General features: G+C 62.5%; 14 protein-coding genes. 6 read left to right on the forward strand and 8 right to left on the reverse strand.

All coding sequences use genetic code 11. The features are described from left to right. On the reverse strand, window positions 1-509 hold a 509-nt coding region (locus tag AC1ECK_RS22970; RefSeq protein ID WP_480323065.1), incomplete at its 3' end, for a glycogen debranching enzyme N-terminal domain-containing protein. 214 nt (window positions 510-723) lie between these two features. Here AC1ECK_RS22970 and AC1ECK_RS22975 point away from each other — a divergent pair. Together AC1ECK_RS22975 and AC1ECK_RS22980 are read left to right on the forward strand one after the other, a co-directional pair. Beyond that, window positions 724-1068: a hypothetical protein gene (locus AC1ECK_RS22975; RefSeq protein WP_480323067.1), complete on the forward strand. Its 345-nt coding sequence runs from the start codon at window positions 724-726 to the stop codon at window positions 1066-1068. Between the two features lie 63 nt (window positions 1069-1131). After that, on the forward strand, window positions 1132-3261 hold the full coding sequence (locus tag AC1ECK_RS22980; RefSeq protein WP_480323069.1) for a phosphocholine-specific phospholipase C: 2130 nt from the start codon (window positions 1132-1134) through the stop codon (window positions 3259-3261). A gap of 84 nt (window positions 3262-3345) precedes the next feature. On the opposite strand, the gene AC1ECK_RS22985 is transcribed toward AC1ECK_RS22980, so the two are convergent. After that, window positions 3346-4461 (reverse strand): succinylglutamate desuccinylase/aspartoacylase family protein, encoded by a 1116-nt coding sequence (locus AC1ECK_RS22985; RefSeq protein ID WP_480323071.1) that lies wholly within the window; start codon window positions 4459-4461, stop codon window positions 3346-3348. Window positions 4462-4525: 64 nt separating this feature from the next. After that, window positions 4526-5296: a transporter substrate-binding domain-containing protein gene (locus tag AC1ECK_RS22990; RefSeq protein WP_480323073.1), complete on the reverse strand. Its 771-nt coding sequence runs from the start codon at window positions 5294-5296 to the stop codon at window positions 4526-4528. A gap of 149 nt (window positions 5297-5445) precedes the next feature. Between AC1ECK_RS22990 and AC1ECK_RS22995 the strand changes: the two genes are divergently transcribed. Then, entirely contained in the window at window positions 5446-6372 is a 927-nt protein-coding gene (locus AC1ECK_RS22995; protein ID WP_480323075.1) for a LysR family transcriptional regulator, read from the forward strand. Window positions 6373-6523: 151 nt separating this feature from the next. Continuing rightward, complete coding sequence (locus AC1ECK_RS23000) at window positions 6524-7708, forward strand: glycosyltransferase (protein WP_480323077.1); 1185 nt, start codon at window positions 6524-6526, stop codon at window positions 7706-7708. 64 nt (window positions 7709-7772) lie between these two features. On the opposite strand, the gene AC1ECK_RS23005 is transcribed toward AC1ECK_RS23000, so the two are convergent. After that, window positions 7773-8804, reverse strand: coding sequence for a GNAT family N-acetyltransferase (locus tag AC1ECK_RS23005; RefSeq protein WP_480323079.1), 1032 nt, complete (start codon window positions 8802-8804; stop codon window positions 7773-7775). Window positions 8805-9366: 562 nt separating this feature from the next. Here AC1ECK_RS23005 and AC1ECK_RS23010 point away from each other — a divergent pair. Next, a complete protein-coding gene (locus tag AC1ECK_RS23010; RefSeq protein WP_480323081.1) occupies window positions 9367-10323 on the forward strand; it encodes a GNAT family N-acetyltransferase in 957 nt (318 codons plus the stop codon). Between the two features lie 5 nt (window positions 10324-10328). Here AC1ECK_RS23010 and AC1ECK_RS23015 read toward each other — a convergent pair whose 3' ends face one another. The 4 genes from AC1ECK_RS23015 to AC1ECK_RS23030 form a co-directional block, all read right to left on the reverse strand. Next, window positions 10329-10463, reverse strand: a complete 135-nt coding sequence (locus AC1ECK_RS23015; RefSeq protein ID WP_480323083.1) for a hypothetical protein — start codon at window positions 10461-10463, stop codon at window positions 10329-10331. Window positions 10464-10561: 98 nt separating this feature from the next. Further along, window positions 10562-10978: a MarR family winged helix-turn-helix transcriptional regulator gene (locus AC1ECK_RS23020; protein ID WP_480323085.1), complete on the reverse strand. Its 417-nt coding sequence runs from the start codon at window positions 10976-10978 to the stop codon at window positions 10562-10564. Between the two features lie 90 nt (window positions 10979-11068). Further along, entirely contained in the window at window positions 11069-11335 is a 267-nt protein-coding gene (locus AC1ECK_RS23025; protein ID WP_480323087.1) for an ArsR family transcriptional regulator, read from the reverse strand. Window positions 11336-11345: 10 nt separating this feature from the next. After that, window positions 11346-12761 (reverse strand): aminotransferase-like domain-containing protein, encoded by a 1416-nt coding sequence (locus AC1ECK_RS23030; RefSeq protein WP_480323089.1) that lies wholly within the window; start codon window positions 12759-12761, stop codon window positions 11346-11348. 159 nt (window positions 12762-12920) lie between these two features. Here AC1ECK_RS23030 and AC1ECK_RS23035 point away from each other — a divergent pair, with 159 nt between their 5' ends. Beyond that, complete coding sequence (locus AC1ECK_RS23035; RefSeq protein ID WP_480323091.1) at window positions 12921-15233, forward strand: FdhF/YdeP family oxidoreductase; 2313 nt, start codon at window positions 12921-12923, stop codon at window positions 15231-15233. Window positions 15234-15333 lie beyond the last annotated feature (100 nt).

The raw sequence follows: 15333 nt of genomic DNA on the forward strand, positions 1-15333 counted from the left end.
ACACCCCCCCCCCCCCCCCCCCCACCCCACCCCCCCCCCCCCCCCCCCCCCCCCCCCCCCCCCCCCCCCCCCCCGCTTGCGGTGTCACTTGAATCGTCGCCTGCCTCGCCGTGTTCGAAACGCCAGCGCAGAACCGTCTCGCAGGTTGCCTTCGCCACGAATACCTCGGCAATCAGCACCACCTCGCCATCGAGCCGGAAGCGCCACGTCGGCCACGGCTGCGTATCGAAGCTGAGCAGGCTCGCAGAGACATCTGGATACACCACGTCAGGCACGTAGCGCTGCATGCTGAGCGGGTAGCGCGTGCCGTTCGCCTCGAGCCACGCTTCGATGCCGTTGACCAGCACGACCCGCCCGCCAGGCGCATGCGTGGCGGTCAGCAACAGCGCGTGGTAGCGGCGCGTGCGCGCGATGCCGACCGTTCCCGATGCGGAGCCGCCAAAGCCATCGGCTTCGAGCCACTCGTCCGCGAGCCGCAAGGAATCGAAAGGTTGTTCGATGCGTGTCATTTTTACATTTTCTCATTCAGCAGTCCGATCTTACCGATTTAACAAATGAATGCGGTAAATCGACCCGTTTTCCCTGTCTTATGTTTTCGAATACCTTTCCAGACAGCCACAAAAAACCCTCGTTTTAGCGACTCGCAAACGTTACACACTCTTTCATAATATTTTCTTCAAGTCACTGGAGACTGCATCCCGCGACCCGAACGAGGATGCAGACATGAGACGACACCACGTCGCGGCTACGGCCGTGCTCGTTGCACTCACAACCATCTTGCTGTCCGCCTGCGGTCCGGACGACGGCACTTCGACCAGCGCCGATCAAAGCAGCGCAGCACCCAACGCAGTCCCAGCCTCAGGCCATGAAACAAGCCCGACGGTAACACCACAGCTTGCATTGGGCGCATCGACGCCGCTGACCAGCGAACCCGGCGCCACTGCCGCGGCAGCCTCGGACAGCGCAGTGCAAAGCGTGCAGGCCAGCCTTGCAGCAGACAGCCGGCAAGTCACCCCCGTGTTGCACTATGCACCGGGCGACGGCGACCAGAACGGCAGCAGCAATTGACCACCGGATTCTCCCGGGCGCGCCAGACGCGCTCTCTTCCACCCCCGCAGAAGGTGATAACCAATGACCTCAAATAGCCGTCGCCGTTTCCTGCAGACCGTCGCATCGTCCGCTGGTGCAGCCGCCGCTTTGGCCGCCTTTCCTGAATCGATCCGCAATGCGCTTGCTGTACCGGCGTATTCGCGTACCGGCACGATTCAGGACGTCGAGCACATTGTGGTGTTCATGCAGGAGAACCGTTCGTTCGATCACTACCTCGGCCATCTGCGCGGCGTACGTGGTTACAACGACCGCTTCCCGATTCCGTTGCCGGGCGGCCAGCAGCCGGTGTGGTATCAGCCGTCCAAGGAAAATGCGGCACAACCGGTGCTGCCGTTCCATCTGAACACGCAGACCACCAGCGCGCAATGCGTTGGCGATCTCGACCACTCGTGGTACCCGACGCACTATGCGATCAACAACGGCGCGTACAACCAGTGGCCGCAGTACAAGACCGACATGACGATGGGCTACTACCTGCGTAGCGACATCCCGTTCCACTACGCACTGGCCGACGCCTTCACGGTTTGCGATGCCTACTTCTGCTCGCTGCCCGGCCCGACCCACCCGAACCGTTCGTATCTGATGACCGGCATGGTGGACCCGAGCGGCACGATGGGCGGCCCGCTGCTCGACAACAACGACTATGTCGATGGCGACGGCCCGCCGAAGTATCAGTTGCTCTCGTGGACCACCTATCCGGAACGCCTGCAGGCCGCCGGCATTTCATGGCAGGTCTACCAGCAGGGCCTGACGGGCGCCGATCCGCTGAACGGCAACTACGGCACCAACGTGCTGCAGAACTTCGCCAACTACATCAACGCACAGCCGGGCTCCGCGCTGTACGAGCGCGCGCAAACGGTGCGCGCGATTGCCGATCTGAAGAACGACGTGCTCGCGGGCAACCTGCCGCAGGTGTCATGGCTGCTGCCACCGGCCGCTTACTCGGAGCACCCGAGCTACACGCCGGCTTACGGAGCGGAGTACCTGTCGACGATCCTCGATGCGCTGACCTCGAACCCGGAAGTCTGGAGCAAGACGGTCCTGTTCATCATGTATGACGAGAACGACGGCTTCTTCGACCACCTCGTGCCGCCGCAACCGGCAACGACGCCCGCACAGGGCCAGTCGACCGTCAGCGTAGAAGGCGAAATTCACAATGTGGTGAACCCGTACCGCGGCGGCAGCTACACGGCCGACGGCCTGCCCTACGGCCTCGGGCCGCGTGTGCCGATGACGATCGTCTCGCCGTGGAGCAAGGGTGGCTTTGTGTGCTCGCAGGTGTTCGATCACACCTCGGTGATCCGCTTCATCGAAAAGCGTTTCGGCGTATTCGAGCCGAACATCACGGCATGGCGCCGTGCGGTGTGCGGCGATCTGACCAAGGCGTTCGACTTCCGCACCCCGGACGCAACCATGCCGCCGCTGCCGGACACAAGCAACTACATCACGACCGCCAACAACCAGTGCGCAACGAATCCGAAGCCGGTCGTGCCGGCGACGCCGGGCCCGTTCGATCCGCAAGAAGCGGGCATCCGCTTCGCGCGGGCGCTGCCGTATGAACTGCATGTGAACGGTCATGTGAGCGTCACGCAGAACACCTTCACGATCGAGCTGGCCAACACCGGCGAGCAAGGCGCGCACTTCTACGTCTACTCGACCAACCGCACCGACGGTCCGTGGCGCTACACCGTCGAAGCGGGCAAGTCGTTGAAGGAGACCTTCGACCTGACCACGACGAGCGGCGTCTATGCCTTCGACGTGTACGGCCCGAACGGCTTCGTGCGCAAGTTCGCCGGCAACGCGGCGCAAACGCAGACACAAAACAGCAAGCCGTCGCTGCCGGAAGTGCGCACGCATTACGACGTGGCGAACGGCAACGTGTTCCTGCAGTTCACCAACAAGGGCCACGGCATTGCACGCCTGACGGTGATCGACAATGCGTATGGCGCGCGCCCGCGTACGATCGTCGTGCCGGGTGGTGCGGAGATCGAAGAGGCATGGGTGCTAGCGTCGAGCCATCATTGGTACGACCTGACTGTCAGCAGCAATGAAGACAGCAGCTACGCCCGCCGCCTCGCCGGTCACGTCGAAACCGGCCGGCCGAGCATCAGCGATCCGGCGGCTGTCGCGCCGACCCTGACTGTGGTTTGAAGTCTTTGAGGTACCCCGCCGGGCATCGGTCGGTAAATGCCGCATGAAGCACGCGGCAAGATCGATGCCCGGCGCGTCGCGCCATTACGCGCCCAACAGCACGCCCGTACGTACCGGCCGGGTTCCCGTGACGCGGCCCAACGGCGCGCCCGCGGTCACGAAGCGAATCGCGCGACGCATATAGAAAATGCCGTCGGTCTTGCTGCTGATCGTGGTGGTTTCGTCCGTCAGCGGATCGACGATATCGAATAGCGGATCGCCCGCGCGGATCGTGTCGCCGATATTCGCGCGGTGCACGAGTATCCCGCTCACCGGCGCATAGAACTGCTCGCTGCCCGCGAGCGGCGTCGCCGGTGTCAGCAGTTCCGGCAGCGGCTTCGGCTCGCCGCGAATGGCTTTACGCCACTTCAGATAGTCGACAATCGCGTCCGCGTCCTGCTGCGCCACCTCATACGACACGTCGCGCTGCCCGCGGCACTCCACCGTCACGGCCAGCGTGCCATTGCCGACCGGCTTGTCGGCCGGCAGGTTCTGCTGCAATTGCCACCACAGCAGGCTATGCGTTTCGTCGAAAGCGCCGCCGCCCGAGTCCGTCGCGAGCAGCGAGGCACGCGAGCCCAGGTAGCGGGCGAGCGGCTCGAAGTCGGACCAGCCCGCCTCGCTCGTGTACAGATGCATCACCGCTTCCAGAGAACAATGCAGGTCGATCACGACGTCCGCATCGAAGGTGAGCTTCTGCAGCGCCAATTGCAATGATTCGAATTCGGTCAGCGGCTTTTGCTGCTCCAGCTCTTCACGCACCAGTTGCCGGACGATCTGGCGATTGGCCACCGGGTCCGGGCCGAGCGCCTCCTTGGCGCGTTCCACCACTCGCGAGAATTGCAGGAAGTGGCGGTTGAAGTTTTTGCCGCTGCCGAGATCGAAGCGTCCGAGGAACTGCCCAAGCACGTACTGGCCGAGCCCGACCGGGTTCGCCACCGGCACCACCACGATCTCGGCGGCCAGCGCACCTTGCTCCTCGAGTTCACGCAGACGCCGGTTCAGCAGCACGCTTGTCAGCATCGCAGGCGTTTCGTCGGCGTGCAGGGTCGACTGTATGTAGATTTTCTGCCCGCTATCCGCAGGGCCGAAATGAAAGCTCACCAGTTCACGGTGCGTGCCGATGGCGGGTGACAGAAGCGGGATCGATTGTTTTTTCATGTGCGAATAAGGTAAGACTGACTGTCCAGATGCTTGCCGATTGCGACCATTGCAGCGCTTGCGATCAATCGCCGCCGTACGGATCGAAATCGAAATACTTGTGCGCGATCTTCGCGTACGTGCCGTCTTTCAGCATCGACGCGATCGCGCCATTGATGGACGCTTGCAAGGCGGTTTCGTCCTTGCGCAAGCCGATGCCGACGCCATGGTCGCCCATCGAGAGCGGTGCGCCCACGAACGCAAAGCCCTTGCCGGCCGGCGTGCGCAAAAAACCCTGATCCGCTTCCACCGTACCGAGCAAAGCGCCGTCGAGGCGGCCATTGACGAGGTCCGTGAAGACTTCATCCTGACTCTTGTACGCGACGATATTGACGCCGTTGGGCGCCCAATGCGCCTGTGCATAGGTTTCGAACTGGGTGCCCGACTGCACGCCGATCTGCTTGCCCGCCAGCGATGCAGGCGTATCGCTCAGCCCCGAGCCTTGCTTCGCCACGAGGTGCGATTTGAACTGAAACAGCTTCGACGAAAACAGAATCTGCTGCTGACGCTTTTCGGTGATCGCCATCGACGACATGATCGCGTCGATCTTGCGTGCCTGTAGTGCCGGAATCATCCCCGAGAACTCCAGTTCGACCCATTGGCAGTGTGCATGGATACGCCGGCAGATTTCGTTGCCGAGGTCGACGTCGAAGCCCTGCACGCTGCCGTCCGGCGCTTTGGAATCCATGGGCGGGTAGCTCGGATCGATGCCGAGCCGCAGCGTGTCGTTACCAGTAGCAAACGCGCTGCTGCTGAAAGTCAGCGCGGCGATCAGGAGCATCAACGGAGTTTTCATGGTGAGCCGGTGGGGTAGAAAAGTGGCTTGGGGAACAAAAACAGAAGCTGCGTGTGGTCCGTGCCATCCTAAGCCGCGCCGGTGCGCCAAAGAAGTCCCTATCGGTCTATCATGTTCACTTTTACCGATCACCAAATTCACCGAGCGCCATGGCCCTGACGATTTCCCAGTTGCGTGTGTTCACCGCGGTGGCGGAGCACGGCAGCATTCGCGCGGCGGCACGGGCCCTTGGGACGGCACAGAGCGGCATCACCCAGCAGTTGCAGAATCTCGAGCTGATCCTCGGCGCGACGCTGCTCACCCGTACCAACCGGGGGATTGCCTTGACGGCGCTCGGTCAACGGCTGCTGCAACGGGCCGCGACGATTCTCGGCGAATGCGAGCGGGCCGAGCAGGAAGTGCAGCAGTTGCGTGGCGACTATGCCGGCGAGGTCACCTTCGGCATGACCACGGAGCCGCTGATCGATGCGCTGGCGCCTGTGCTCATCGAATTCCGCGCACGCTTTCCGCGCGTCGCCGTTCATCTGCGCACGGGCACCTCGCGAATGATGATTGCGTGGATTCGTGAGGGCACACTGGATTTCGCCGCGGCGCTAGTTTCGAAGCATACCGACACGGCCGACCTGTCCGTGACCCGGCTTTATCCGTCCGATCCGGTGATCGTCTGCCGGCGCGGCCATCCGCAAGCGGACGCCACCTCGCTCGCCGAATTGACCGGCTGCACATGGATCGCCACGCGCTCGCCCAATCTGACTGACGACCCGCAAGCCAGCCGTCTTAGCAACCTGTTTGCAAGCCATGGCCTGCCGCCGCCCAACATCATCGCTACGGTGGAGGGGTTGTTCGAGAGTCTCCACCTCGTGGGGGAAACCGATTGCCTCTCGCTCGAATCGTCGGTCGTGGTGAAGCGTGGTCCTTTCGCGGATTCGCTGACCTCGATTGCGGTACGCGAGCGCGCCGCCGAGCAGGACGTCTGCCTGCTGCAACGCGCCGCCGTTCCGGTGACGCCCGCCGCGCAGGAACTGGCGACGATGATTGCCTCGTACACCCGCACAGTCCGGGCCCGGGGCGGATAGCCGGGCCGCACGGCGATGCAGTCGTCCGCTCTGACTTACCCGCCAAACCCTCGCCGTCCCCGGACAACGCTCCGACCCGCGTCTTTAGCAGGTTACGATGATCAGCAAGAACGTACGCCTGCCAACCCAACCCCGAACGGTTAGCCCTTCCATGCGAGTCCTATTCGTCGTCGGCAATCTGGGTGACTATCACGTGCCGCGCTATCAGGCGCTTGTCAGACTTGCCAACGCCCGTGGTCATGAAGTGTTTCTCGTCGAAGTATTCGGTAAATCCGGTGTGTACGATTTTCCGCAAGAGCGTCGTACCGCCTTCTTCAATACTCATCCTGCGAACTGCGTCACGCTCATCAAGGAGGCCGGCGAACGCGACGGCCATACCTTTCGGGTAACCGTCGCGTTGTTATCGGTGCTCCGCGAGTTTGCGCCGGACGTGGTCGTCACGCTCGGCTACAACACCAACTATTCCATCGTGCTGTGCATCCTGAAAGCGCTGACGCGCCGCTTTTCCCTGATCTATATGTCGGACTCGAAAGCGGACGACGGCAAGCGCTACGCGCTGAAGGAACGCTTCAAGCGCCTGCTGGTGTCGAGGTTCGACGCCGCGCTGGTGGCAGGAGAAAAGCACCGTGCCTATGCGCGCTCGCTTGGCGTGCCGATGGAGCGTTCGCGCGTGGGCTTCGACGTGATCGACGTCGATTACTTCTCCCGCATGGCCCGCGAAGCCGCATCGAATGCCGCCGAGATCCGCGCGCGCTTCACGCTGCCGCCGCGCTATGTGCTCTGCGTGAGCCGCTTCGTGTCGCGCAAGAATATCGACCTGCTGATTAGCGCCTTCTTTCAATCAGGACTCCATGCGGAAGGCGTCTCGCTCGTGCTGGTCGGGCAAGGTCCGTGCAAGAAACAATTGCTGGAGCAGATCGACCGGCTCGGCCTAAACCGCCACGTGACGATTCTGAGTTCGGTGCCGAACCCACATATGCCGAGTCTCTACGCGCTCGCGGATTTCGTCGTGCTCGCCAGCAAATTCGACCAATGGGGTTTATGCATCAACGAGGCCTTCGCAGCCGGCACACCCGCGATTGTCACGCGCGCCTGCGGGGTAGCGAACGAGCTGGTGCAGGACGGTGTCAACGGTTTCATCGTGGAGCCCGGCGACGAGTCCGCGCTGGCCACGAAAATCACGCAGTTGGGCACCAGCGGCGCACTGCGCGAGCGCTTCTCCGCCAATGCGCTCACGTCGGTCAAGCGTTGGACCCCGGCGTTGTTCGCGTCGAACGCCATTGAACTGGCGGAAGCGATGATAGGCTCGGCCGGCCGCACGCAAGAAGTGGCATAAGCCAGGTGAGTGGCCCCGCCTGCGAAAGCGGTATTCAGGCCGGACCCGCGGCGCAGCCAGATTCTCAGAGGTTAGGTGCGAACACCGCAGCCGAGCCGGGCACGATGCGACGCTTGAGAATACGCGCGACCGAATACATGGTCCCGAGGCGCTCGACCCCTAAGCGCTGCTTCAATGCCCCGCCGAAGCCATCGAGGAAATTGTAGGTGGCTGGGCTGGAGAAGCCGTCGAAATCGAACGTCAGCTTGCGCTCGAGCGCATCCTGGATCCCCATCCAGATCAGCAGGCTGATCGACCCGCCATGCGCTCCGAGTGCGCGCGAAGACAGCAGGTAGTACATCGCATGCCGGTCCCAGACCAGACCGATCGCCGCCACTAGTCGTCCATCAAGGCCGTAGGCGCCCAGCAGATGTCCGGCCTTGCGTGCGACGAACGCATTCACGAGTTGCCGCATCACCGCCGTGCCATAGGCATTCGTGCGCGATCGCTCAAGCAGATTCGTTTCGTAGAACTGCAGGAATTCGCTCGGTGTGGCGATGGGCGCCACGGTCAGTCGGCGCTCTGCACTGCGGATCACGTTGCGGGTCTTGCCGTGCAGGCGCGCCCAGGCTTCGGCCACCGTGCAATCCGGAGCGATCTGAAAGGTGTAGCGCGCCGATACCGTGAAGCCGCGCAAGGCAAACGCGAGCGCATCTTCGACCCGCGGATCGAAAAGCTGAAAAAAGCTGTCGAAATGCGGCAATTGTTCGATCAGCTCCGAGGTGACGCTCAGCCGGCGATGCTGTTCATGGGACGCGTCGAGGCCGGCGGGTTTGATGACCGGGCCGAGGGTGCGGGTGAGCGGCGGAAGATGAGAGATGCGCCACATCCCCATACGCGTCGAATAGTAAGGCAGCTCGCCGAGCACCTCTTTACCGCGCACAACCTTGGCGACGCTCCAGTTGCCGCCGGTGGCGATATCGAGCCACCAGGGCTCGTGAAAAATCGAATAGACAGCGTCGTCGACCGTCCTTGCCGCTATGGTTGCGGACTGCGCAACAGCCGGGCCACGCGTCATGCGTTCAAAAAGCAACGTAGGGTCTCGTACGGTTGTCATCGGCGACTCATGGTGTTGCGGGCGGCACCGCCCCCCCGGGCAATTCGCCGCTACTTCGTATCCTTCCCCCGAGACTGCCGGGCGTATCCACCCGGTCATGCTCATACGCGTCGATCCGACTTTGTTACGGCGAGTCTATTCGCACTAGGGTAGCGCTTTCACGCCAAAATCCAGTACAAACCAGGATCGTGTAGATAGGCAACATCATTCCTGAGAAGAATTCAACCGGGTAGCGCAAGTTTGGCGTAACACCCTGGCGGCCCGCCTGCGCTTGCGTCCGATGAAATGTCATTCAGGTCTTCAGGTCGTGACGATGGACAAGGTCAATGCCGGTATCCCGGTCCACACAAACTTCAGTCGATTCGGATCGCTTGAACAGCCGGCCATCAGGCTCGACGTGCTGACGATCGAAACGCCCGGCGCTTTTACGTCCCTGAGTCCTGCGTGGAGCACCCTCGCCGCCCGTGCCGATGACTGTCCGTTATGTCTGACGTTCGAGTACTGCGAGCAGGCCGCCGCGCAGGCGTTCAGCAAGGGCGGTGTAGTGAATGTTGCGATCGTATTGCGCGACGACGAACTGCTCGCCCTGTGGCCAGTTGCGATCTTCCGCGAGAAATTCGTGCGCATCGCCAAGGCACTGACATGCGGCAGCGGCGAGGAGTATGGCGGCCCGCTGCTCAAAGGGCGAGCGCGCAGCGATCTCTACCGGGACGCTGCGGCGGCCGTCATGCGTGTGCATGCCGATGTCCTCGAGGTCGATATGGTTCAACACGGCAGTCTCCTCCACGAAGCGCTTGATGCGCTACCGCAATCCTGGGTATGGACCCGACTGCCGGCGCGTTGGCGCAGATTGCCTGGCTATTCGATTCGGCTCAGAGCGTTCGCGAGTTACGACGACTTCATGGCGACGCGGTCGAAGGCGCTGCGCTCAAATCTGCGCTATTGCCGCAAGCGGCTCGAAACGCAAGGGGAAGTGAAATTCGGCTGGGCGCAAACGATGAGCGACGCCACGGCGATACTGACATGGCTCTTCGCCAACAAGCGATGCTGGGCGATCAGCCACGGCCTTAACACGCCATATCTGATGGACGATACGGTGCGCGACTTCTTTATCGAACTGGCACGGAGAACGGAGCTGCCGGCGAACCCGCTGGTCGCCTTCGTCAAAGTAGCGGGGGTACCCGTCGCGGCGTCGGTCAACCTTGTCGGCCCGAACTCGGTTGAGTATTTCATCACCACCTATGACGCGGCGTTTAGCGCTTACTCGGTGGGTGCCTTACTCGTCGATTTTCTGGTCAGGTGGTCGCACGCCAATGACCGCGACTTCGATTTTCGTCCGTTGCACGCGGACTACAAGGCCCGTTGGGCCAACTGCGAAACGTGGCATGAGCGACGCGTCATCATGTTGAACGCGCGGGGCCGCCTCGCGGAACTCCCGTTGCTGCTCGCTCAGACCGGCCGGGTAAAACGCAAGCTAGGCGCGTTTATAGGGCAGATGAACCCCAAGCCACACAACTGAACCCGTTAAGGACGCAGCAAGTCGAATCCGCCCAGCACGACCACGCCGCTGAGCGCGATCATTGCCACTGAATGCTGGCCAAAATACAGAATGGCGGCGGCGGCCCAGGTAGCGAGAGAAAAAGCGGCGATACGTTTCATGATGGATTGGCCAGCCCTGCTGGACTCAAGGTGAGGCGACCATGCATATGGCCCCGAAATAATTAGCTATGCAACTATACTCGAACAAAAAAGACACTTCACGGAAGCGACTCGCGTACCTCACGAATCTTCGACACGGCCTCCGTGAACTCCCCGCCGCCAAGCACTTTCTTCAGCCTGGCCGTCACCGCCCCGCTTGCGCCGTTCAACTCGGCCTTGATTCCAAGTGCCTTGGCAGTGGGGAAAATGGATACTTCCCGCCCGTCCTCTTCAGTACGGCGACGTTCGATGTAACCCTTCGCTTCGAGGCCGTCCAGCGCCCGCGTCGCGGTGGGTCGGGCAATCAACAGTTCTTCCGACAACTCACGCTGCAGCATGCCAGGGCGATCAATCACCGCCCGCAGCATGAAGCCTTGTGGGGGCGTGACCTCGAAAGGCTCGAACGCTTCCGCCCACTCGCGTTCAAGACGGCGAGCCAGCGCGGAGGTGTTGAAGTAAAGGCAATGATCGAACATGCGAGAAGGATACGCGCGACTCGTTAGCTATGCAACTAATTCGCGATGCCTCGCTCCGAGGGACAGCTCATCGCGAACACGCGATCCAATTCACTCCGCAGAATCGCGGAATAGCTCGGCACATAAGCTGCGGCCTGCATCGCTGAGTCCCGCGGTACCCGTGCCCTCCTCCGTGAAGCTCGTCTGGGCAATGCCGCCGTCCACCAGCGCCGTCAGTTGCCGCCGCAGCGCGCTCATAGGCACGCCGGCCTGCTTCGAGAGCTTCGCCAGCGACCAGTCGCGCCCAGGCGTTTCCTGCTCCGCGCGCCAAAGTTGCATCAGCACCGCCACCAGCACCGGATCGACTTCATCGTTCATCTGTTTGTCCTCAGGCCATCTCTGCGACGAGACCGCCTAACGTCCTGAGCGCCGCTTCGGTCTGCGCGGTCCAAGGGTAGCTGTAGTTCAGCCGGATAAAGTTGCGAAAATCGTTTCGCGTCGAAAACATATAGCCCGGGCCCACCGTGATGCCGCGTGCGAGCGCCGCCTGGTAGAGCTGCATCGAATCGACGCGCCCGGGCATCTCCACCCACAGCACATAGCCGCCCTGCGGCGAGGAAATGCGCGTGCCGGACGGAAAGAAGCGCTGCACCATGGCGCTCATCAGCCGCGCCTGCTGGCGGTAGAACTTGCGCACATGGCGCAGATGGCGGTCGTAACCGTCCTGGCGCAGATAGTCGGCCAAGGCCACCTGCGGCACCGAAGGCGTCGTCAATGTGTTCAGGAATTTGAGCTTTTCGACCTGGGCGCGATAGCGGCCCGGCATCGCCCAACCGATCCGGTACGAGGCGGTCAGGCTCTTCGAAAACGACGCACAGTGCAACACAAGTCCTTTGGTATCGAAGTTCTTCAGCGTCGTAGGCCGCGCGTCGCCGAAATACAGTTCCTGATACACGTCGTTTTCGATCACCGGGATATCGTGCGCCGTCAGCAGTTCGACCAGTTGCCGCTTCCGTTCATCCGGCATCTGAAAACCCAGCGGATTCTGGAAATTCGGCATCACCATGCACGCCGCGATTTTCTGCTTGTCGAGGATCTCCGCGAGCACCTCGATATCGATTCCGTCGGTCGGATGCGTCGCCACCGCGATCGCGCGCATGCCGAGACGCTCGATGGCGTGCAGCATCGCGTAGTAAGTCGGCGATTCGACCACCACCGTGTCACCCGGCTTCGCCACCGCCTGCAGGCTCAGATTGATCGCCTCGGTCGCGCCGAGCGTGATGACGATCTCGTCCGGATCGACCGGCACGCCGTTTTCGGCATAACGCCGCGCAATCTGGCGGATCAGCTCCGGATTGCCGGGCGGCAAGTCGTCGATCAGGCTCCAGCTCGCGTGACGCCGTGCAATCGCGTTCGCGTACTGATTGATACGCCGCCACGGGAACAGCGTCGGATCAGGGTACGGCGAGCCGAGCGGGATGGCGTCGCGCGCGCGGATACTGCGCAGGGTGGACAGCACGAGCCGGCTCACATCCACTTCCGCGGCCGGCGCGGGGCTCGGCGCCGGCTGCTCGCGCTCGCTCAGAGGCGCCGCCGCCAGTTCGCGCACGAAATATCCGGATTGCGGCCGCGTTTCGATCAGGCCACGGCCTTCCAGCAGCGCGTAGGCATGCAGCACGGTCTTGATGCTGACGCCATGCTGCTGGCTCGCCTGGCGCACCGAGGGAATCCGCTCGCCGGCGGCGAACACGCCGCGGTGCACGGCTGCGCCGATTTCATCGGCGAGTTTTTCGTAGAGCTTCAAGGGGTCGGCGACAACAAAAAGCAGGAGAATGAGCGCAGTCTATGATAAATCTCAAAAACTGTATCCCTTACCTTTCCTGTTTTCTGTGTTCCGCACCCTTTTCGGAACACAGTAATCTTGAGTCCATCGGCAAATCCGCCTATTCCCGGCAGCAAGGTCATGAAAAAACCCGAAGCGCGCATTGCTCCGTACACCCATCCCGCCGCGGGCTGGGGCGCCCTCAAGTATGTCGCGATCAACCTCGTCAAGGAAAAGGTCACTGCCGGCAATTACCGCACGCTGCTGGCGCAGAACCAGCCAGACGGCTTCGACTGCCCGGGCTGTGCCTGGCCGGACCGCGAACACGCCTCCACATTTGAATTCTGCGAAAACGGCGTCAAGGCGGTGGCCGCCGAGGCCACCAGCAAGCGCGTGACGCCGGCGTTCTTCGAGCAGCACACGATTGCCGAGCTGATGTCGCAGTCCGACTACGAACTGGAACAGCACGGCCGCCTGACCGACCCCATGGTCTACGACGCCAGACTCGACCGCTACGTGCCGATCGAATGGGACGCGGCGTTCGAACTGATCGCGCGCCATCTGAAGGCCCTCGACGACCCCGACCGCGCCGCCTTCTACACCTCGGGGCGGGCCAGCAACGAAGCTGCATTCCTGTTCCAGTTGTTCGTGCGCCTGTACGGCACCAACAACTTCCCCGACTGTTCGAACATGTGCCACGAAGCGACCAGCCGCGGCTTGCCGGGGACGGTGGGCGTCGGCAAGGGTACGGTCACGATGGACGATCTGGAACACGCCGACACGCTGCTCATCTTCGGCCAGAACCCGGCCACCAACCATCCGCGCATGCTCGGCGAGCTGCGGGAGTGCGCCAAACGCGGCGCGACCATCGTCTCGATCAACCCGCTCAAGGAACGCGGCCTCGAGCGCTTCGCCAGCCCGCAGCACCCGGTCGAAATGCTGACCTTGGGCAGCACCAGGATCAGCTCAGTGTTCATTCGCCCGAAGGTCGGCGGCGACTTTGCGCTGATCAAGGGCGTCGCCAAGCGCGTCATCGAACTGGACGATGCGGCCCTGGCGAACGGCGGCGAACGCGTGCTGGACGTGGACTTCATCGCCGAACACACGGTGGGTTTCGAAGCCTTCGCCAGCGATCTGCGCGCGCAAGACTGGGAAACGATCGTCGCCGAATCGGGCGTGCCGATGGACGACGTGCTCAAGCTCGCCGACATCTACGTCAAGGGCAAAGCGGTCATCTCCACGTGGGGAATGGGCCTCACGCAGCACAAGAATTCGGTGCCGACGATACAGCTCCTGTCGAACCTGATGATGATGCGCGGCAATATCGGCAAGCGCGGCGCGGGCCTGTGCCCGGTGCGCGGCCACTCGAACGTGCAGGGCGACCGCACGGTGGGTATCGAAGAGCGGCCGACCCAGCAGTTCCTCGACCGTCTCGGCAAGGTGTATGAGTTCGAGCCGCCGCGCGAACACGGCCTCGACGTCGTCAACACGATTCAGGCGATGCTCGACGGCAAGGTGAAGGTGTTTATCGGCCTGGGCGGTAATTTCTCGATTGCGACGCCGGACACGCCGCGGACGTGGGAAGCTATGCGTTCGTGCGATCTGACCGTGCACATCACGACCAAGCTGAACCGCAGCCATCTCGTGCATGGCCGCGACGCGCTGATCCTGCCGACGCTCGGCCGCACCGAGATCGACATGCAGGGCGGCGTGGCGCAAGGCGTGAGCGTCGAAGATTCGTTCAGCATGGTGCACATCTCGTACGGCATGAACAAGCCGGCTTCGCCGAACCTGCTGTCGGAAATCGCGATCGTCGCGCGCATGGCGGAGGCGACGCTCGGTAGCGCCAAGGTCGACTGGCGCGCCCATACGGACGATTACGCGCTGATCCGCGACGGCATCGAGAAGGTGTTCGACGGTTTTGAAAACTACAACGAGCGCCTGAAGCACCCGGGCGGTTTTCACCTGGGCGTCGCCTCGCGCGACCGGATCTGGAAGACGCCGAGCAAGAAGGCGCAGTTCCTCGTGCACGCCATTTCCGTGGACACACCGATTCACCGCGCCCGCAGCCGCCATGGCGAGCGCCTGATGACGCTGATGACCACGCGTTCCCACGACCAGTACAACACCACGATTTATGGCCTCGACGATCGCTATCGCGGCGTCTTTGGCCAGCGGCGCGTGCTGTTCGCCAACAAGGACGACCTCGCGATGCTCGGCTTCGCAGCCGGTCAGCGCGTGGACATTACGAGCGTGTGGGACGACGGCGTCGAACGGCGCGCCGATGGCTTCTTGCTGGTCGAGTACGACATCCCGCGCGGCTGCCTCGGCGCTTACTATCCGGAAACCAATCCGTTGGTGCCGCTTTCGTCAGTGGCGGATGGCGCCGGCACGCCGACCTCGAAGTCGATTCCGGTGCTGCTGACGGCGTCGGTGGAAGCAGTCGCCGCCTGAGACGCAGGCGCTTCGCTTCCTTCGGGCGCTTGGCTGAATGCGAAAGGCCGTTCCGACGTTGAGTCGGAACGGCCTTTCTTTTACATCGTTGCATCCGCCA

It is taken from the genome of Paraburkholderia sp. SSBN10T, from assembly GCF_056619545.1.